The organism is Halomonas sp. HK25, from assembly GCF_047795635.1.
Taxonomy (GTDB): Bacteria; Pseudomonadota; Gammaproteobacteria; order Pseudomonadales; family Halomonadaceae; genus Halomonas.
The window spans coordinates 400501-419939 of sequence record NZ_CP181044.1; the positions used below are offsets into that span (position 1 = coordinate 400501).

Consider the following 19439-nt stretch of genomic DNA (forward strand, 5'->3'; position numbering starts at 1 on the left):
AATGGCAATGCCTAACGTATATAAGTTATTCATTAATAATGAGTTTGTTGATCCGGATGATGAGATTTTTTTCCCCTCATATAATCCTTTTACGGGTGAGGTGCATGCAAAAATACCCCAGGCTAGTAGCGGTCAGGTAGCCCGCGCTGTTGCAGCGGCGCGGGATGCTTTTAATAATTCATGGGGTGGTTTTAGTGGGCTTGAGCGCGCTAATGTGATTAATAAATTTGCCGATCTCTTGGAGGGCGATGCCGAGAAAATGGCTATCTTGGAAACAACTGATAATGGAAAAGTGATTCGGGAAACCCATGGGCAAATGCTGATGGCAGCCAGGGCCTATCGGTTTTATGCTGGTCTAGCGGATAAAATATTTGGGCAATCGATCCCGCTGGATCAAAAAAACGTTCTTGATTACACTGTGAAAGAGCCTCTAGGAGTCTGTGTTTTAATTACCGCATGGAATTCTCCCATGTCAATTCTATGCATGAAACTTGCACCGGCATTAGCAGCAGGAAACTGTGTGGTGGTTAAACCTTCAGAGCATGCATCAGCAACTACGCTGGAGTTGGCAAATCTGATCAAGAAGGCAGGATTTCCTCCAGGGGTAATAAATATTGTCTCAGGAGACTATGAAGTCGGAATGGCTCTCACGCGAAATGGTAAAGTTGATAAGGTAAGCTTCACTGGCTCACCTCAGGTTGGTAGGAAAATTGCAGCAGATGCTGGGGAGCGTTTGATTCCTGTAACACTGGAGCTGGGTGGAAAGTCTCCAAATATAATTTTTGATGATGCGGATCTTGATAAGGCAATAGTCGGTGCGCTTGCTGGAATATTTGCAGCAACTGGACAAACTTGTATTGCCGGTTCTAGGTTGTTGGTGCAAAGAGGAGTATACGAGACGGTTGTTGATCGCCTGGTGGAACGAGCTAAGAAGATTAAGCTAGGCAATCCTCTTGACAAAGACTCTGAGATGGGAACTGCTGCAAACGAGCCGCAATATAACAGAATTATGCAGCGAATTGACAATGCAATTAGTGAAGGTGCCCGCCTTGTTGCTGGCGGCAAGAGAGCGACTGGGCCTGGGCTTGATTCTGGTTTTTTTGTGGAGCCAACAATATTTTCTGATGTAGATAACAGCATGTACTTAGCGCAAGAGGAAGTGTTCGGCCCTGTTCTGGCGATTATTCCGTTTGATACAGAAGAAGAAGCCATAGGAATTGCAAATGATACATGCTACGGTTTAGCATCCGGTGTTTGGACAACTAACGTTTCAAGAGCTATGAGGATGGCTCGAGCCATTCAGGCAGGTACAGTTTGGGTTAATACATATCGGTCAGGACAGGTAATGGCTCCTTTCGGTGGATACAAAGATTCTGGATATGGTAAGGAGCGAGGTACTCCAGCACTAGAGGATTACCTTAAAATAAAGAATGTAATGATCGATTACTCTGAGGACGAGCGTGATCCTTTTAAGCTGAAAACCTAAGATTAATCATAGCGCCTATGACCATAGTCTCCAGTGGCGTGATGATGGCACCTGTCAAGCTATCTTGGCCGGCCTCCAGCTTCGGTTGCGTGAAGATGGATTGATGGACCTAGGCACCTAGGTGATCGGCTAGAAGTCGGTCCGGGCAACGCGAGCTGCTTAAGGAGGCGGTAAAGGGGGCACGAAGCGCTCAAAGACCCTGCCTGGGGCGCAGCTAAGGCGGACTGACGACCAAGATCCAAATGATGTGTGATCGTATGGCTAGCCGCTAGCCTTCACGTCTTCTCTGGGGCAGTATGCAGATACACGGCACTTCATGCCGATCATGGAGCAAGCTTTCCTGGCTGGCCCATGCGCAGGCCAATCAAGCGCTGCCAAAGAGATATGACAGCGATCTGCTTCACCGCTATTGCAACTGATAACGGATTAAGTCTGTCATTGTCAGGCGAAAAACGAAGCGAAAGCCGCGCCCTGGTGCGTCAGGGTTATGTGCTGGTGTTCGAGGTAAATGTATAGCACCGGCACCTTTTATCAGCTGTCCAGACATGTTACGGGTGACTGAGCACCAAGCCCTGTCCGGTCCACTCAGCCGGGGTGTGCTGGGCAACACCCTTAGGAAAATAGTGAACGAGGTCCTATGAACCCCACTATCGAGCTGCTCAAATCCCATCGCTCTATCCGCAAGTTCACCGACCAGCCGGTCTCCCGCGAGCTGCTGGAGGAGCTGATTCGCGCCGGGCAGGGGGCGGCCACCTCCAGCCACGTTCAGGCCTACAGCGTCATCCATGTGAAGAATTCCGGGAACCGCGAGCAGATCGCCGAGCTAACGGGCGGGCAGTCCTACGTGGCCACCTGTGGCGCCTTCCTGGTGTTCTGCGCCGACATGAAGCGTCCCACCGAGGCTGCCGAACGCACCGGTGCCCGGGTGGTGCGCGGCATGACTGAGCAGCTGCTGGTGGCCAGCGTGGATACCGCTCTGATGGCCCAGAATGTGGCCATCGCTGCGGAATCGGAAGGGCTGGGCATCTGCTACATCGGCGGCGTACGCAACAATCCCCAGGCCATCAGCGACCTGCTGGGCCTGCCGGATCACGTCTACTCGGTGTTCGGGATGTGTCTCGGTTACCCGGCCCACCAGCCGGACGTGAAGCCGCGACTGCCGGTGGAGGCGATCCTCAAGGAGGACACCTACACTGACGACCGCGAGCAGGTGGAGGCCTTCGACGCGACCATGCACGCCTATTTCCAGTCGCGGAAGGGCGGCGCCAAGGACAGCACCTGGTCGCAGAACCTGACCCCGCTGTTCGATACCAAGCTTCGCCGCCATATGCGGGAGTTTCTAGTTATGCGCGGGTTCGAGATGAAGTGAGATTCGGTTCTGGATCAACTTCCGTCGGCTTACCGATGGTTAGATAACAGCTTGAATTTGAGCCGGTTCGGTGGACACCCGTCCCTTTGAGAAGGAGGAGTCCACCATGCCCAAGTCCCGTGCCCCTTACCCTGCCTAATTACGGCAGAAGATTGTCGAATTGGTCCGGGCGGGCCGAACCCACGGAAGAACTGGCGAGAGTGTTCGAGCCCACCGATAAGGCCATCCACAACTGGGTGAAGCAGGCCGACCGTGATGCGGGGGGGGGGGGAGGCGTCACGATGGCGCCACCAGTGCCGTGCAGGAAGAACTGCGGCGCCTGCGCCGTGAGAACAAGCGGCTCAGTGTCGACGCCGGAGCTATAATTCCGTAAATCATAAAAACAGATTATCCCCCCGATCCGCATGACCATTCCTTGTTGATAACCAAACCTGTAAGGATCTCGCCATGCTGGGCCGACAGGACTTACTCATGAAAAGGCAACTTCGCCAGCTAGGCGCCCATCCCTTGACGGAGTTACGTAACCTCCTGCCATAGCTCACCTATGCAGATTTGGCATGCCTGACATCATCAAGTTAGTCTGTTAGGCAAGGTCTAAACTTGTTGCTGGGATCTTGGGATGGATGTTACTTCAATAATGTAGTCTCACCACCGTCGTCTTGTAAGGTTAATCCAAAGTATTTGGAAATAATTAAGGCTAACAAGCTAGATAGAGAGGCAGTAATTAGACTGGTTTCTAATGAAAAGATGCTGGCTACGAAACCCCATAGGGCAGCCCCGGAGGCCATCCCCCCCATTAAGGCCATTTGATATATAGACATTCCTCGAGCACGAATTGTGTCTGGAAGAGTTAATTGAGCAGAAGTTGTTATGGTGTTTGCGGTGCCAATCCATGCAGCGCCTGAAAAAAACATTGCTAATATTGAAATTAGTGAACTTGAAGATATCGAAACTACTAAAATGGATGCTGCATATGTTAATGTCCCAATGACTACCATTGTTTCATGTTTTAATTTGCGTCGTAAAACTGGTAGTAAAAAAGCACATGCTATAGCTCCAGTCCCCATGGAAGCGATCAGAAATGTGTATGTTGTAGGGCCGCCACCAAGCTTGTTGAGCGAGACAAGTGGAAGCAGAGCAATAAGTGAGGATGCATGCAAGAAAAATATAAAAATGCGAGCAATGAGAACTCTCATGCGAATTGAGTTCCTTACATGAAGGATGCCTGTCAAAATGGCAGTATAAAATGGCTCTCTTGGCGACTTCTTGATTTCGCTTGCTGGCTTCCAGCGGAGGATTAGTGTTAAAGCAATAATAGATAGCAGGCCATTGAGGGCAAATACATATTGACTGCCTGTGTTGGCAATTATTAATCCTGCTATAACTGGCCCGATAATTCGTGCAATATTCATTGCAACACCACTCAAGGCTAGAGCAGATGGAAGTTCATTGCGAAAAACTATGGTTGGTATAATGGCTGAAAACACAGGAAGGCGCATTGCCATGCCAATGCCATTTGCGGCAGTTAAGGCTAGAAGCAGCGAGGCGGAGATAGAATTCGTTGAAACAAGAATGGTGAGTGTTAGAGCAGTTATAGCTAGCCAAAGTTGAGTTGCTGCGAAAAACAGCCTCCGGTTTAGTAGGTCCGCAAGCGCCCCGCTTGGAAGGCCAAATATAAACATGGGAAGTGTAGAAGATGTATAAACTAGGGACACCATAAGCGCGCTGTCTGTTAGAGAGGTCATTAGCCAGGCGGATGCCACCTCATTCATCCAAAAAGCTACATTCGAAGAAGCCCACGCCATCCACAGCATAAAGAAGCTGGTGTTGCGAAATGGATCTAGCGCCGAAGGCCTTTTTTCTAGAGTTAGCATAGTCTGTTTCATGTCAAGAAAAATTATCAGGTTGCCAGGCTCAGAGGAGATTCTTGCAATTATTTCAAATGGCAAGTCGAAAGATAAATTTGTTACGAGAAGTTATGATAACAGTGCGGTAGGTGTTATGAGTTTAATGTTGGCTCCGAGTGAAACTAGGTTTAGGAGCTTTCAGATAACTTCAGAATGATTGTCTGCTAACATTCTCTATAGGTCCAGTAAGGATTAGTGTTGCTGTGGGAAGTTTTCCTTACTGTTGTTTGCAGGTCACAGTCTAAAAAAAGTATGTGAAAATCTATTAAGAGGGATTATAAGGTGGTTATGTATTTTCTTTGGCCGGCTATTCTTGAAAAGGTAATCTGGTTAGTTCATCTTACCCTCCACCACAAAAAAACCAACTCGACTTACCGTCTGTGGGTTTCGATACTGGGATCATCCTCCGAAAAGGACCATTGAGATGAGTACAGTCCCTGCGTTACCCCAGCCTCTTCAGGGCCTTAAGGTGGTCGAGTTGAGCCACCTCATTGCTGGCCCATACTGTTGCCAGCTGCTGGCCGAGGAAGGCGCTGAGGTCATCAAGGTAGAGCCTCCTCACGGTGAGCTGTCGCGCTCCCGTGACCCCATGCGTCCAAGTGAGAAAGGTAATGTGTCTGCACATTACGGAGCGCTGAATCGCGGAAAGAAAAGTATCGCTCTGGACCTTAAGAACTTGGAAGGCATGCGCGTCTTTCGCTCCTTGCTGGAATCCGCCGATGTGTTCGTGACCAATATGCGGGCGGCAGCGCTGGGGCGGCTGGGCATTCATCCTCACGCCCTGCGTGAAGCGTTTCCGCGGCTGGTTGTCGTGTCGATTTCGGGTTTCGGCATCGATAACGCAGGTGAGTATGCCGACCGTGCCGGCTTGGCCATGGTGGCGGAGGCCATGTCTGGCACGACCGGGCTGACCCGTGATCACTCCGGAAATCCAGTGTGGTGCGGCTTTGCGTTGGGGGATGTCCTGGCGGGCATGACCGCACATTCGGCCATTCTCCTGGCCTTACGCAATCAGGAACGGCATGGGGTGGGGCGGTTGGTGGATCTGGGCTTAGTCGAATGCACTTTGCCGATGGTGTCGGTAGCCTTGGCGCGCGTTCAGATTGCCGATGCAGCTTTCTCTGCCTTTGCGGGCTCCAATGACTTTCATGGTGTGCCGTACGGTGCATTCCCGGCAAAAGACGGCTACGTCAATATCGGTGTTAACCGTGATGATTTCTGGCACCGCTTGTGCGCTGCCATGGGTCGCGCCGAGTTGGGGCTCGACGAGCGCTATGCGACTTATGTCGAGCGGGCGAAACGACAATCTGAAGTACATGCCATCACTGAAGAGTTTACTCGCCAGCATACTCGCGCTGAGATTACTGAAAAGCTGGGGGAGTTCGATGTGCCCGTTGCCGGCATCTTGAGCATGGCGGAGGTCATCGAGGATGGCTACTTGAAGCAGCGGGGTGCCCTTCGTGAAGTCAACGATGGCCTAGGCGGCACGCTCACCTTGCCAGCAGATCCCACAGGATTTGAGCCGGCTCCTGATTCTTCACGCATTCCCCAGCTGGGTGAACATCGTCATGCACTATTAAGCGAGGGGCTCGGCTTGTGTGATGACGAGATAGTAAAGCTTGAGCAGACAGGTGTATTTGGCGCATGTAATCCGCAATAACTAAAACTTAACAACTACCCTTACATTCTCTCTATCCAGTGATAAAAGGATGCCACAACATGAGTAATGAAGATTCCGCTCGCCTGACCCTTGAAGAGATTCGTGAAGTCACTCGCTCAGTGTGCGCTCGTTATGATGATGAGTACTATCGTGAGCTGGATCGCACCGAAGGCTTTCCGCACGACTTTATCAAAGACGCCATGGAAGCCGGCCTCGGCTCGGTCATGGTTCCAGCGGAATACGGCGGCATGGGTCTGGGTGTTCGTGAGGCGTCTGTGGTGGTGGAAGAGATCCATCGCTGTGGTGGTAGCGGCTCCAACCTGCACGGTCAGATGTTCATGATGGGCATCCTGGCGCGTCACGGTTCTGATGAGATGAAGCAGGAGATCCTGCCGCTGGTGGCGTCTGGCGAAGTGCGCCTGCAGTCCTTCTCGGTGACCGAGCCGACCGCCGGTACCGATACCTCCAAGATCACCACCAAGGCCCGTAAAGAAGGTAATGAGTGGGTAGTTAGCGGCCAGAAAGTCTGGACCTCCCGGATGGACCACACCGACTTCTTCATGGTGTTTGCCCGTACCAGTCCGGTCAAAGACCCGAAGAAGCCGTTCCAGGGTCTGTCCTGCTTCCTGGTGGACAAGCGCAAGATCGATCCCAAAACCCTGACCACCAAGAAGATCGATGTGATGTTCAACCATCATACCTACGAGGTCTTCTACGACGACATGCGTATCCCGGAAACCTGCATGATCGGAGAAGAAGGCAAGGGCTTCAAATACCTACTGGACGGCTTGAACGCCGAACGGATTCTGATCGGTTCCGAGTGTATCGGTGATGGCCGCTGGTTCCTGGACCGTGCGGTTAAGTATGCCAACGAGCGGGTGGTGTTTGGACGTCCGATCGGCACCAACCAGGGGGTTCAGTTCCCGATTGCCAAGGGCTATGCCCAGCTTGAAGCGGTCGACGCCCTACGCTGGAAAGCAGCGGACATGTTCGACAGCCACGAAAACTGCGGTGCCGAAGCCAACATGTTGAAGATGCTGGCGTCCGAAGCCTCCTGGGATCTAGCCAACACCTGCATGCAGACCCACGGTGGCTTTGGTTTGGCCCGGGAATATGACGTAGAGCGCAAGTTCCGTGAGAACCGGATTTTCCAGATCGCACCGATCTCTACCAACATGGTGCTCAACTACGTCAGTCAGCACGTCCTTGGCCTGCCGCGTTCGTACTAAGGAGCATGAATCACCATGACCTCTCTGTACTTCGAAGAGTATACCGACGACTGGGCCTTTGAAACGGAGGCTAAGGTGGTTACTGAGGAAGACATCCAAGCCTACGTGGCACTTTGCGGATTTCAGACGCCGACCTTCACGGACATGGCATATGTTCAAGCGTCCAATGACTATGCAGGCCGTATGGCGCCGGGTTTGTTTGTTCTCAGTATGGCGGAGGGGTTAGTGCTGCAAGCGGGGTTGACGCGTCGTCGAGGGATATTCCTGATGGGGCTCAACCCCAAGTTCAAACAGCCAGTGTATGCCGGCGAATCCATTCGAAATCGTGTACGGCTGCATAGTAAGCGGCTAACGAGAAAATCGGATCGCGGGGTGGTGGTGACTTCTCATGAGGTCGTTAATGGCAAGGGGGAAGTCGTGATCTGCTATCTCTCCACACGCATGATCCGAACACGTAAGTTTTCTGACCCTTTTGACTGATTCCTAAACTGTCTACATTTTCTAAGAAAGAATGGGGAGTTACCCATGATGAACACAGAATTACCGGAGCCGGTTGCTAATGGCGACTCTCGGCCATACTGGGATGCGGCGCAGGAAGGGAGGCTAGTCTTACGGAGATGTAAAGATTGTGGGGAACTACATTTCATGCCCAGATACCTCTGCCCTTTCTGCTGGTCCGAGCAGCTTGAATGGGTCGATAGTAAGGGAAGGGGAACGGTTCACAGCTTTTCCATTATTCGTCGTGCACCGTCCCCTGTTTTTGCCCAACAAGTTCCTTACGTCACTGCCCTGATCGACCTAGATGAGGGGCCGCGAATGGTAGCCAATGTATTAGGTGAGAATTCGCTTTCCGTCAGCATCGGTGACCGTGTTTCAGTAACCTTTGGGAGCCGCGGAGATGATACTCTGATCCCACAGTTTACTCTCGATGACGAGGCAGGCACATGAGAAAACCGGAATCATTAAAGAATAAGGTGGCAATCGTTGGTGTGGGTGAGTCAGAGATCGGAAATGTGCCTCATATGTCTGGTCTTGGTCTGAATGCTCAAGCAGCTAAGAGGGCACTTGATGACGCTGGACTTAAGGTGTCGGACATCGATGGTGTCTTGACAGCCTATTCCCTGACAGAACCATATTTTATGTTGGGCTCGGTTCTCTGTGAATATCTTGGAATTAAACCAACATACAACGCTTCCATGGTGGTGGGTGGAGCTACTCCTGCTGTAATGCTCAAACACGCTGCTGAGGCCATTGCTTCGGGCCAGGCTGAAACCATCTTGGTCTGCGCCGGAGAGAATCGCTCCAGTGGGCAGTCTCGTGATGCAACTGTGGCAAACCTAATGGCTGTAGGTCACCCTTATTTCGAGCAACCCTACGGCACCTCGATCCCTGGCTTCTACGGTATGATTGCTCAGCGCCATATGCATATGTATGGCACTACTCGAGAACACATGGCTAGCGTTGCCGTGCAGACGCGAAAGCATGCCATTTTGCATCCTAATGCTCACATGAAAAAGCCTATTACGATTGAGGACGTGATCAACGCTAAGCCGATTGCCGATCCATTTGGGATGCTCGACTGTTGTCTTATTTCTGATGCAGGAGGTGCTTTCATAGTTACCTCCGCTGAGAGAGCACGTGATCTCAAGTCCCAGCCTGCATATTTACAAGGTATCGGTGAGTTCCACACCCATGAGCACTTGATGTGTGCGCCTAGTCTAACTGACTTTGGTGCTGCACAGTCAGGAAGAATAGCCTATGAAATGGCTGGTGTCACACCAGATGACATTGATGTAGCCGAGCTTTACGATTGCTTCTCGATTGTACCTATCATTGAGTTGGAAGAACTTGGATTTTGTGAAAAGGGAGAGGGAGGGGTGTTCTTTTCCGAGGGACATGCAAGCATTACAGGTAAATTGCCTATCAACACCCACGGCGGCATGTTATCTCATGCACATGCTGGGGCCGCCGGTGGCTTGTTTGGAATTGTAGAGGCCGTCCGACAACTACGCGGAGGCCTGGGCGATCGGCAAGTAAATGGTGCGGAAGTGGCGCTAGTACACAATGAGGGTGGAATCCTTTCTTCTCATTGCACAGTGATCTTGGCCAGCTGAGAAGATTATACTTGACGAAGTTGCCCGTTCGTTTCTTGAGTGCATTAACATAATCGCATGAGGAATTAGTATGAAACAACCTACTCCCCGTGGCAGGTATTTTGAGGATTTTGTGGTTGGAGAGGAACTTGTAAGTCCTGCTCGAACTGTTACGCAAACAGATATTGTAAATTTTGCATGCCTCTCTGGCGATTTCAATGAAGTGCATACTAATTTTGAGTACTGCAAAGATACAAAGTTTGGGGAGCCCATTGCGCATGGTCCGCTTGTTTACTCAATAATGGGTGGCCTGCAGTATGCAAGTGGAATTAATGATGGAACCCTGATTGCTCTTTTACAGATCGATGAATGGAGAATGATAGATGCTGTAAAGCATGGAGATACAATTCGCCTCCATTCGGAAGTGCTAGATAAGAAAGAGACCAGTAAGCCGGATAAAGGAGTTATTACTTTTCGGCGAAAATGTATAAAGCAAAACGGTACAGTGGCTCAAGAAATGATCGCTAAGCTACTCTACCGGCGCCGGCCAAGGGAGTGATTGCGACTTGTTATTAGAACCCTTTAACTCGTTGAAAAACATTTCATCTCATCGGTCTATCGTCAAAACGCATTGTTAATGCTGGTGCTTGTTTGGGGCAAGTTTTGGTTTCTCAGTGTGATGCATTTTTAACAATGCATTGGTGAAGTTGTTGTAAAGCTTTGAGTGCTGTGAAATTGCCCCTCTTTTTTCTTGGTCTTTCTTGATGAGGATTTATGCTTAAAAGACTTCCTGGCACACCTGATCCAATGCATTTATTCAGTGGCCATAAGGGTGTGATGATTGCGGCTGATTCTTGGGGTGATTCGAGGGGTCCTCTCGTACTACTGTCACATGGGGTGGGACAAACTCGGCACTCTTGGCGTAACACAGGAAAGCTGCTCGGCTCTTGTGGATACTTCGTTGTTGCCTACGATGCCAGGGGGCATGGTGATTCAAGTTGGCCATCTAACGGAGATTATAGCAGGATGGCCATGATACACGATATGAGATCCATCATTAAAAAGTTAGGAAAAAATAATCCTGCTCTCGTAGGAGCATCTATGGGGGGAGCAGCATCTATGGTTGCTGTTGGAGAAGGATTTCTCGAAGCTTCAGCATTGGTTCTTGTTGATATAGCTCCACATATTGAATCTAATGGGCTCTCAAGAATAAATGCTTTTATGGAGAAAAATGTTGATGGGTTTACCTCCCTTGAGGAGGTGGCCGCGGCTATACAAAAGTATAGCCCAAGGAAAAATAATGATCGTAATTTAGATGGATTGGCGAAGAATGTTAGGTTTGGTGAAGATGGGAGGTATTACTGGCATTGGGATCCGCGGCTCTCTGCTCGTGAGCGTGATTCTACCGCGCGGAGGGTTGCAGCTGCGAAAAATTTATCCTTACCAACCTTGCTTGTTCGCGGTGCAAAATCAGATGTAGTGAGCCAGGCTGGTGTGGACCAGTTTCTTTCGATATGTCCGCATGCAGAATATGTTAACTTACAAGGTGCTAGGCATATGGTTGCAGGAGACAAAAATGACATTTTTGGCGCCGCTATTATCGATTTTCTGAGTCGTAAGCTTTGTCTATGAACTGACCGTTTTGTTTTTTTACTGGTTTTTTATTTTGATAAAGACGTTATTGTTAAATATTTATAGCTTGTTCCTCGCGCTGTGTAGAATAGGACGTTTTTCACTGAGGAGTGGCGGGGGTGTTCATAGTTTTAAACAGTGCTATAGGAAGCTGGTGCTCGAGGTTACAATTGTTAATTCCTGCAGCTATCTCTCTATATGGAAATTATACATAGGGCTGCACGAAAACTTCCATGCAGCCACTCTTCAGTGAGTGATATTGCTTTCCATCTTAATTTTTAGGTCATCTTAGTGAATTACCCAGAATTGTGAGATGGCTTCTGGCAGGTAGTATCAATGATTTCACTAATATTGCTAAGCCCTTCGGTTTTCCAAAGAAGGTCGATTGCACGCTTGGCAGGCACTTTGCTCCCAAATAAATGAAAAAAGCGCATGAATTTTTCCTCTACCTCGGTGTCGGACAGTGGATTGTTTGCGTGCCCTTTTGGTAGATCCTGTAGGTAGGTCAGAGATGATCCATCTGTATTATTAATGGTGATACGAGTCTGTATCCTTTCTGGGTACTCCTCCGTCATATTCTGAGAGCTCTTGACCTGGACTTTATCTATGAGCCTCTTGATCCTTTCATTTTTCAACCATTTTTCCGTATAATGTTCTGAAGTTAAGTGCCCTTCTAGTAATGTAACTGAAATAGTGTAAGGTAGGCTATGGTCTGCAGTTTCACGTGTCGTGGGTGACCAGCGTTCTTTATCACTTCCCATTGCTCGATAGGCAGCTTCGTAAGTTTCGACGATGATCTCATCAATGCTGCTTTCTATCACCTTGTCATGAAGATGGACGGCTGCATCAACCGCAGTTTGACCGTGGTAGCAAACAGGATAATATTTCAAGTGTGTCGATAATATTAATGGTGTCTCGATACTGCTTTTTCTCCACTCAAATGGTGTGGTGGCTTCGAAAAATCCGCCGTTACCATCAATTATGTCGCTCGGGCCAGTAATATCTTTTTGTGCCAGTAATGCGGCAAAAACACCGTTGCGTGCGCCGTTAGGGCCCGCGCAAGATTTCCAGTCTGATAACGCACCGCAACGGACATTATAGAGGTGAAGGTTGGGGGCTAGTGCTAGCGATATGGCATGCTCTATTTGTTTGCGTGATAGGCGTAGTAACTTGCCGGCCCCCGCTGACGTTCCGACCGCAGCACAAACAGCTTGATCAATTGAGTTGTTTTTAAGTGAAACCGATGCACAAAGCCCACAGTAAACCTCATAAGCCAACACTATGGCAGTAATCAAAGTTTTGCCATCCGCCTCAAACCCTTCACCTAAGGCAACGAGAGCACCTAACATATCACTAGGGTGGCCAGCACTCTTTCCTATGAAAGTATCGCTGTAGTCTAGATACCGAATCATGGATCCATTTACGAAGGCTGCCATTTCGATCGAAGTTGTTTTTCCACTACCCCAGACTCGAGCCGCGGGTACTCCACTGTAACTTTCTGAAATAGAACGGAGACGAGAGCAGAATGGTTCTTGATAGGCCGCTGCGGCGCAGGCAATACTGTCGATCAAACGTCGCTTGCCTTGGTGGATAGATTCTTCTGTGAGCTTACTGAAATCTGTCTGGTAAACGAACTCAGCCAGAGTCTTTGTTGTTTTGTCCATTGGTTGCCTCGATCATTTATGGGTTATATTAGCCTGATAGTATAGGTAATTATTAGATTCAAGAAAGGAGTTTTAGAACTGTTGTTGCATTATCTGCGGTACCCTGGGTGTCGTATCATCTCTTAGGCTTAACTTATTTTAACAAGCTAGTATTATTGTTATAGAAATAATAGCAATGATGTATTCATAAAGTCATGTTGGAATTTTTGCTGCTATGGTAAGTATTCCTAACCGCTTGCTTGGCGATCCTGCGGCGTAAGATTCGCTTACCTGGTAAGGCATGAAATCCGACTGGACGAACCCTGTCGTAAGACCGAGACTTCCGGAACACCAAAGCTAGTTTTTTTACTTGTTAATACGATAGGATTATTATGGATATTGCTCATCACCTTGCAGTAAGCGCTATTAGTCGGAATTATCATGATTTGTCATCAGACACGGTAGAAGCAACTGTTGCTTCACTAATAGATAGTCTTGCATGTGCTCTCGGTGGAGCCAGCGCTCCGGGTCTAGACGAGGCAAGACGCGCGCTTGGCCGTTGGGGGGATTCTGGGTGTACGGTATGGGGGGGCTTTGGCCAGATGCCGGCGCCCTTCGCTGCTTTTCTGAATGCCGGTAGCTTGCACGCTTTGGATTATGATGATACGGATGATAAAGTTCCACTGCACGCGAATAGCGTTGTGCTGCCTGCACTTATTGCTGACCTGGAGGAGAATCGCCCGGACTGTGATGGTCGTGAGTTTCTCACAGCCTTGGCAGTTGGCCTTGATTCAGCTATGCGTATTGGGAGGGCAGGGGGGCCGAAAGGGTCTCGTGGATGGAACTATAGCGTAATTAGTGGGTGCATGGGTGCAGTGTTGTCAATTGCTCGGCTTAGAAAATGGGATGCAGAGACTACGGTGAGTGCACTTGGTCATCAACTAGCGCAGACTGCCGGAAGCCTGCAATCCATAATTGATGGCAGTCTTGCCAAACGTTTTCAGCCTGCGTTGATGGCTAAAGACGTACTGATGTCTGCATCTCTTGCGGAGGCAGGTATTGATGGGCCACGTAATGTCTTTGAAGGTAGAGCTGGTTTCTTTGGGTTATACCAAGATGGTAGTTTTGATCGAGACTCCATGCTTCCTGGTTTGGAAAGCTGTAGTCTAGTGAATGATCTGAGCCTCAAGCCTTATCCATCATGCCGATTTACGCATGCACCCATTGACCTCGCGCTTCAACTTTATCAGCGTGGCCTGCGCCCTGATGATATAAGCCAGATTCGAATCCGGGTAAGCGGGCAAGCTGTCAATATGGTAGGCCGGGACTATGATTGTCAGAGTGCCGGTGTTGTAGATGCTCAATTCAGTATTTCTTATACAGTGGCAGTAGCATTATTGCGCGGTGCGGTGCGTCTTGGTGACTTTACTCTTGAGTCTATTGGGAATCCCATGGTTGGGCGATTTGCATCTGAGAAAGTTTTGATTGAAGCAAATCCTGATGTGGGATTCCTAGGTATGGTTCCAGTTGAGTTTCATGTGGAGCTTAACAATGGGTCTCCTTTCTATATTGCCACTGAGATGGTTTCCGGGAGTCCTGAAATGCGTATGACGGAGAGTCAACTCAGGTCTAAAGTACTTGATTGCCTTGAGTTCAATGGATCACGTCTATCTGCCGATGATTTCATTAAGGCTGCAAACACTCTTAAGGATGGTGCTTCAGTTAAGAATTTTTTGCGTCTGCTAAAATAGGTGCTGCTAATTTCGGCAGAGGTTTAAGCTAGAATTATGCTATATGCAATTTCTCTGCCGTCAATCAAGTAGTAGATATTCAGATTCGTTGTATCTTAAGTGCATTTTGCAAGCTAGTGTTAAGTGTGTGTAGTATTTATCCCTACTTATCTTGCTTGCGATTAAGGGTGAAGTGCCCAAGGGCAATGTGGTACCATGCATAGTTACAATCAATATAAAGATGATGCTGGAGTAGGCCATGAAGTTTTATTTGGTAAAAGAAGAAGTTCTGGCAGCTCTTACAATCCTATTGTTAGGAGTTGCGGTTGTATACTATGGGGCAGCCTATTCAATGGGGAGCTTGGCACGGATGGGGCCTGGTTACTTCCCTGTAATAGTAGGTGGGGTGCTGTGTTTTGTTGGTGTTGGTCTCGTAGTAGACGCCTTCACTCGTAACTCTGTGAAGGTACAGCTTCCGCTACGTGCTTTCTTCGCTGTAAGCTCAGGAGTATTAGCTTTTGCATTTTTGGTCGAGCACGCAGGGTTGGTTATAGCGACTTTTTCGCTTGTTATGCTTAGTGCCCTAGGTGATCGTCCTATTCGCATAAGGAATGCCATCATCATTAGTTTTGTGATGTCCTTGATAGGGGTGTTTGTCTTTGTCAAGGCCCTTGGTGTTCCTATTTCAGTGTTCTGGTGGTGAGGGCATAATCATGGACTTTTTTTCAAATTTGGCTCTTGGTCTTCAAACGGCTATCAGTGTTGAAGCTTTATTGTTTTGCTTTATTGGGGTGACGATCGGAACTTTTGTGGGTGTGTTACCGGGCGTTGGCTCTCTTACCGCTATTTCCTTGGCTCTTCCATTGACTTTCTATATGGATCCCACTGTTGCTTTAATTATGTTGGCTGGAATTTTTTATGGCTCCCAGTATGGTGGATCCACAGCTGCCATACTTCTCAATTTGCCAGGTAGTGCCTCAAGTGCCGTTTCCTGCCTGGATGGTAACCCCATGGCGAAACAAGGTAAGGGCGGCGTGGCGCTTTTTGTGACTGCTATTGCCTCTTTTGTTGGCAGCACTTTCGCTATTATTCTTGTTATGTCTCTAGCGCCTGCTATTGCTAGTATGGCACTGCAGTTCAGCTCAGTGGAATATTTTTCTGTGATGCTTTTGGCTTTGGTCGGCGCCTCGACTTTAGCGGGTGGGTCTGCCTTGAAAGGGATTGCCGCTGTCATTTTAGGCTTAGTGTTTGGTTTGGTCGGCATTGATATTAATAGTGGGGTTGAGCGGTTTACTTTTGGGGTCATGAGCCTCAGTGAGGGCTTTACTCTTGTTGCTATGGCCATTGGCCTGTTTGGCGTATCAGAAATAATCTCCAATGTTGGGCGTACTCAAGTGGTGAGTGCCGTAAAAACACGTGATCTAAGCTTTCGGTCAATGCTACCAAGCAAGAGTGAGTGGCGTAGTATGGTAAAGCCTGCAGCTCGCGGTTCAGTTATTGGTTCTATTGTTGGTGCCCTACCCGGTTCAGGGCCTTCTATCGCTGCATTCTTGTCGTATGGTGTTGAGAAGCGTGTTGCTAAGAATCCCGAACGCTTTGGCAATGGTGCGATTGAGGGTATCACAGCCCCGGAAGCTGCCAATAATGCTTCTGTTCAGTCGGCGTTCATTCCAACTCTAAGCTTAGGTGTTCCAGGTGATGCAGTAACAGCTGTATTATTGGGCGCCATGATGATTCATGGCATCGTTCCTGGTCCTCTTTTCCTGACGGAGCAGCCCGCGATGTTCTGGGGACTTATTGTGAGCTTCTGGATCGGTAACTTTTTTCTGCTAGTTCTGAATATTCCTTTGATCAAGCTATGGGTAAAGATGTTGTCTATTCCTTACGGTGTCTTGTACCCTTCTATCTTGACTTTTATCTGTATTGGCGTATATAGCGTTAATAATAATATTTTTGATGTTTTTGTAGTCTTGTTTTTTGGTGTGATTGGCTACTTTATGCGGATTTTTGGCTTTCCTGCGGCTCCAGTTCTTCTTGGATTTATCCTCGGGCCTATGATGGAGGAGCATTTCCGTCGTGCCTTATTGATATCCAGAGGTGAGTTTAGTGTATTTATTGAGCGGCCGGTTAGCCTTGTGTTCTTGATTTTGACAGTTTTACTTTTGGCAGCGCCAGCGAGGTCTATTCTCTCGTATCTGTTTTCGCGGCGTAGGATAGTGCGGAGAAGTGCTCGCTAATAATTTATACTACTGGCAGTGGTGTGGCTAATGGCCACTCCACTGTTTGTTTTCTTTCTTTCTTTTTCTTTGTTTTTTGTGTGTGAACCACTCTGTACTTTGTGATGTCTAGAGAGTTTTTTGTTTGTGCTGCCCTCGTTTTCTTGAGTGGGTGCGGATCTTATATGGTGTTGTTTATTTCAGTTTTGTATGGCTGTGGTTTAATGTTAATGATGTTTGGTAATTATATCTTTCCCTGCGGGTGTGATTTCTGACTCGACTCTTTTTCGGATTCTGGTGTAGGTTTGTTTTTACAAATTCGATAATCTGGGGGCCGTGAAATGAAGGCGATTACTGCTTTTCTGTGCGCAGGTGTTGTGTTGGGTTCGGCCACTTCTTTTTCAGTTGGAGCTTATGAGTCTGATTTTCCGGAAAAGCCGATCCGTATTATTGTTCCAAGCTCAGCAGGAGGAGGGGCTGACGTGACGGCTCGCCTTTATGCTGAGCGTATGGCGTCTTTTTTCAATCAGCCCGTTTTTGTAGAAAATCGGCCTGGAGCCAGTACGATGCTAGGCTCTCGCTATGTTTCTAATGCTGAGCCTGATGGCTACACGCTTCTAGTGGCTGCTAATACTCTAGTGACTATGCCCCTTCTTTCTGAAGATGCCGGTTATAGTATTGAAGATTTCACTGGGCTTGCACTGCTTGGACAATCCGGCGCTCTTCTTGTTACCAGTAGGGAATCGACAATCGAGAGCTTCTCTGCATTACTTGATGCCGCTAATGAACGTCCTTCTGACATCACTTATGCTTCTGGCGGTCAAGGAACCACGTCGCACATTCCTGTTGAGTTATTTTCAAGAAGTGCAGGTGTTGAGCTCTTCCATATTCCTTACAGAGGGATATCTAATGCCATTCCTGATGTTCTTGCTAATAGAGTGGATTTGATGATGGGTACCGCCACTTCTACTGGTGAACTAATTAAAAGCGGTGATCTTCGTCCTCTTGCTGTCTCGTCAGTTGAGCGTGCTCAGGCTTACCCAGATGTGCCTTCTTTTAGTGATTATGGATATGGTGATGCTAGCTTCAGCATCTTTTTAGGTCTCTTCGCTCCCGCCGGTATCCCTGATGGCATTCGGCAATCCATTGCAGAAGCAGTTGAGGTGGCTAGAGAGGATGATGTATTATTAGACCGTATGGCTGGTATGGGGTATGTATTATCCGACATAGGCTCGGAGGAGTTTGATGGCTTTATCCGGCAAGAGAGTGACAGATACAAGCCTCTTGTTGAGGGGGCGGGAATAGACCTCAGTCAATGACTTTGCCTTTCTCACCTCTGTGCCTTTTAAGTTCATGCTTTGATGGAGGTCTTTTTCTTTTTGATGTTCTGTAATTTTTTCAACGGAAGTATGAATAATAAATCTTAACTCAAGAGGTGGCTGTATCATGAAAAATCATAAGTCTTCTGCCTTTGGTATGGCACTCGCTGTTGGGCTGGGCTTTCATTCTTTAGTCTTTGCGGGTGATGGTACCTATCCGGAGCGGCCGATAAATCTAATTGTACCGACTTCTGCTGGGGGAATGACTGACGGTGTTGCAAGGCTTTACGCCGAGAAAATGTCTAGTTATCTAGACCAACCCGTTGTAGTTGAGAATCGCCCTGGTGCTGCTTCAATGCTTGGTACCCGCTATGTGGTAAATGCTGATTCTGACGGCTATACACTTCTAGTTGCCGCTAATACAGCTATTACTATGCCACTGCTTCAAGATGTTGGATATTCTGTTGATGACCTGGTGGGTGTTGGTGAGTTTGGTACTGCTCCTTCTTTGCTAGTGGTAAGCAGCTCCTCTCCATATACTACTCTTGAAGAGCTTGTCGACGCTGCTGAGGATGATCCGGGTGGCATATCTTATGCTACTACTGGCCCAGGGACAACTTCTCATTTGACTACTGAGATGTTTGCTACCAGTGCTTCTGTTTCTTTTCACCAAATTCCTTATCGTGGGATATCTCTTGCTGTCCCTGATGTTATGACTCAGCGAGTTGACTTTATGATGGGGCCTGCTACTTCTACTGCCGAGCTCATTAGAAGTGGCGACATGCGGGCTCTTGCAATCACTTCGAATGAGCGCTCTGAGGATTTTCCTGAAGTTCCAACCTTTCATGAGCTTGGATATCCTGATGCTTCGTACACATTATTCTTCGGGCTTCTTGCACCCTCTGGAATCCCTGATGCCGCGCGTAATACCCTTGGCGAGGCTTTAGAAGTAACAAAGAATGACGAAGGTTTTGTTGCGAGACTGAATCGTTTAGGGCTGGGGCTCTCTGATCTTCGTACCCCTGACCAATTTAGTGAATTTCTCATCAGAGAGGGAGAGAGGTATCTTGAAGTGATCGAGAAGGCCAATATTGTAATTGAGTAGCATGCATCGTTATTTATATGCAATAAGATCTTGGGATCTTCGCCTCAGTT

General features: G+C 48.4%; 16 protein-coding genes. 14 read left to right on the forward strand and 2 right to left on the reverse strand.

The annotated features are described in order from the left end of the window. The first annotated feature begins 1 nt into the window (after position 1). Together ACM26W_RS01980 and nfsA are read left to right on the forward strand one after the other, a co-directional pair. Positions 2 to 1486 (forward strand): aldehyde dehydrogenase, encoded by a 1485-nt coding sequence (locus ACM26W_RS01980; protein ID WP_416139209.1) that lies wholly within the window; start codon positions 2 to 4, stop codon positions 1484 to 1486. A 637-nt stretch (positions 1487 to 2123) separates the two neighbouring features. Continuing rightward, a complete protein-coding gene (gene nfsA, locus ACM26W_RS01985) occupies positions 2124 to 2855 on the forward strand; it encodes an oxygen-insensitive NADPH nitroreductase (protein WP_416139210.1) in 732 nt (243 codons plus the stop codon). Positions 2856 to 3481: 626 nt separating this feature from the next. Here the strand turns inward: nfsA and ACM26W_RS01990 are convergent. Beyond that, positions 3482 to 4729: an MFS transporter gene (locus tag ACM26W_RS01990; RefSeq protein ID WP_416139211.1), complete on the reverse strand. Its 1248-nt coding sequence runs from the start codon at positions 4727 to 4729 to the stop codon at positions 3482 to 3484. Between the two features lie 457 nt (positions 4730 to 5186). Between ACM26W_RS01990 and ACM26W_RS01995 the strand changes: the two genes are divergently transcribed. From ACM26W_RS01995 to ACM26W_RS02025, 7 genes are all read left to right on the forward strand, one after another. Then, entirely contained in the window at positions 5187 to 6422 is a 1236-nt protein-coding gene (locus ACM26W_RS01995) for a CaiB/BaiF CoA transferase family protein (protein ID WP_416139212.1), read from the forward strand. A gap of 59 nt (positions 6423 to 6481) precedes the next feature. Beyond that, positions 6482 to 7651: an acyl-CoA dehydrogenase family protein gene (locus ACM26W_RS02000; RefSeq protein ID WP_416139188.1), complete on the forward strand. Its 1170-nt coding sequence runs from the start codon at positions 6482 to 6484 to the stop codon at positions 7649 to 7651. Positions 7652 to 7666: 15 nt separating this feature from the next. After that, positions 7667 to 8131 carry a MaoC family dehydratase gene (locus tag ACM26W_RS02005; protein WP_416139213.1) on the forward strand — a complete coding sequence of 155 codons (465 nt, stop codon included), beginning with the start codon at positions 7667 to 7669 and terminating at the stop codon, positions 8129 to 8131. A gap of 48 nt (positions 8132 to 8179) precedes the next feature. Next, on the forward strand, positions 8180 to 8599 hold the full coding sequence (locus tag ACM26W_RS02010) for a Zn-ribbon domain-containing OB-fold protein (RefSeq protein ID WP_416140792.1): 420 nt from the start codon (positions 8180 to 8182) through the stop codon (positions 8597 to 8599). Continuing rightward, entirely contained in the window at positions 8596 to 9765 is a 1170-nt protein-coding gene (locus ACM26W_RS02015; RefSeq protein WP_416139214.1) for a thiolase C-terminal domain-containing protein, read from the forward strand. The genes ACM26W_RS02010 and ACM26W_RS02015 overlap by 4 nt, the downstream gene beginning before the upstream one ends. 70 nt (positions 9766 to 9835) lie before the next feature. Beyond that, a complete protein-coding gene (locus ACM26W_RS02020; protein WP_416139215.1) occupies positions 9836 to 10303 on the forward strand; it encodes a MaoC/PaaZ C-terminal domain-containing protein in 468 nt (155 codons plus the stop codon). 278 nt (positions 10304 to 10581) lie between these two features. After that, positions 10582 to 11376, forward strand: coding sequence for an alpha/beta fold hydrolase (locus tag ACM26W_RS02025; protein WP_416140793.1), 795 nt, complete (start codon positions 10582 to 10584; stop codon positions 11374 to 11376). Positions 11377 to 11672: 296 nt separating this feature from the next. On the opposite strand, the gene ACM26W_RS02030 is transcribed toward ACM26W_RS02025, so the two are convergent. Next, positions 11673 to 13040, reverse strand: coding sequence for an MmgE/PrpD family protein (locus ACM26W_RS02030; protein ID WP_416139216.1), 1368 nt, complete (start codon positions 13038 to 13040; stop codon positions 11673 to 11675). Positions 13041 to 13411: 371 nt separating this feature from the next. Here ACM26W_RS02030 and ACM26W_RS02035 point away from each other — a divergent pair, with 371 nt between their 5' ends. The 5 genes from ACM26W_RS02035 (at position 13412) to ACM26W_RS02055 (ending at position 19389) form a co-directional block, all read left to right on the forward strand. Beyond that, on the forward strand, positions 13412 to 14770 hold the full coding sequence (locus ACM26W_RS02035) for an MmgE/PrpD family protein (protein WP_416139217.1): 1359 nt from the start codon (positions 13412 to 13414) through the stop codon (positions 14768 to 14770). Positions 14771 to 15008: 238 nt separating this feature from the next. Beyond that, positions 15009 to 15452, forward strand: coding sequence for a tripartite tricarboxylate transporter TctB family protein (locus tag ACM26W_RS02040; RefSeq protein WP_416139218.1), 444 nt, complete (start codon positions 15009 to 15011; stop codon positions 15450 to 15452). Positions 15453 to 15462: 10 nt separating this feature from the next. Further along, a complete protein-coding gene (locus ACM26W_RS02045) occupies positions 15463 to 16986 on the forward strand; it encodes a tripartite tricarboxylate transporter permease (protein ID WP_416139219.1) in 1524 nt (507 codons plus the stop codon). Positions 16987 to 17306: 320 nt separating this feature from the next. Further along, positions 17307 to 18284, forward strand: coding sequence for a Bug family tripartite tricarboxylate transporter substrate binding protein (locus tag ACM26W_RS02050; RefSeq protein ID WP_416139220.1), 978 nt, complete (start codon positions 17307 to 17309; stop codon positions 18282 to 18284). A 127-nt stretch (positions 18285 to 18411) separates the two neighbouring features. Then, complete coding sequence (locus tag ACM26W_RS02055) at positions 18412 to 19389, forward strand: Bug family tripartite tricarboxylate transporter substrate binding protein (protein WP_416139221.1); 978 nt, start codon at positions 18412 to 18414, stop codon at positions 19387 to 19389. Positions 19390 to 19439 lie beyond the last annotated feature (50 nt).

Bases quoted from the DNA above. Each gene is read 5' to 3' on its own strand.
- ACM26W_RS02025 (WP_416140793.1), top strand. From the start codon at position 10,582: ATGATTGCGGCTGATTCTTGGGGTGATTCGAGGGGTCCTCTCGTACTA.
- ACM26W_RS02045 (WP_416139219.1), top strand. From the start codon at position 15,463: ATGGACTTTTTTTCAAATTTGGCTCTTGGTCTTCAAACGGCTATCAGT.
- ACM26W_RS01980 (WP_416139209.1), top strand. From the start codon at position 2: ATGGCAATGCCTAACGTATATAAGTTATTCATTAATAATGAGTTTGTT.
- ACM26W_RS02005 (WP_416139213.1), top strand. From the start codon at position 7,667: ATGACCTCTCTGTACTTCGAAGAGTATACCGACGACTGGGCCTTTGAA.
- ACM26W_RS02035 (WP_416139217.1), top strand. From the start codon at position 13,412: ATGGATATTGCTCATCACCTTGCAGTAAGCGCTATTAGTCGGAATTAT.
- ACM26W_RS02020 (WP_416139215.1), top strand. From the start codon at position 9,836: ATGAAACAACCTACTCCCCGTGGCAGGTATTTTGAGGATTTTGTGGTT.
- ACM26W_RS02030 (WP_416139216.1), bottom strand. From the start codon at position 13,040: ATGGACAAAACAACAAAGACTCTGGCTGAGTTCGTTTACCAGACAGAT.
- ACM26W_RS02050 (WP_416139220.1), top strand. From the start codon at position 17,307: ATGAAGGCGATTACTGCTTTTCTGTGCGCAGGTGTTGTGTTGGGTTCG.
- nfsA (WP_416139210.1), top strand. From the start codon at position 2,124: ATGAACCCCACTATCGAGCTGCTCAAATCCCATCGCTCTATCCGCAAG.
- ACM26W_RS02010 (WP_416140792.1), top strand. From the start codon at position 8,180: ATGAACACAGAATTACCGGAGCCGGTTGCTAATGGCGACTCTCGGCCA.
- ACM26W_RS02015 (WP_416139214.1), top strand. From the start codon at position 8,596: ATGAGAAAACCGGAATCATTAAAGAATAAGGTGGCAATCGTTGGTGTG.
- ACM26W_RS02040 (WP_416139218.1), top strand. From the start codon at position 15,009: ATGAAGTTTTATTTGGTAAAAGAAGAAGTTCTGGCAGCTCTTACAATC.
- ACM26W_RS02000 (WP_416139188.1), top strand. From the start codon at position 6,482: ATGAGTAATGAAGATTCCGCTCGCCTGACCCTTGAAGAGATTCGTGAA.
- ACM26W_RS01995 (WP_416139212.1), top strand. From the start codon at position 5,187: ATGAGTACAGTCCCTGCGTTACCCCAGCCTCTTCAGGGCCTTAAGGTG.
- ACM26W_RS02055 (WP_416139221.1), top strand. From the start codon at position 18,412: ATGAAAAATCATAAGTCTTCTGCCTTTGGTATGGCACTCGCTGTTGGG.
- ACM26W_RS01990 (WP_416139211.1), bottom strand. From the start codon at position 4,729: ATGCTAACTCTAGAAAAAAGGCCTTCGGCGCTAGATCCATTTCGCAAC.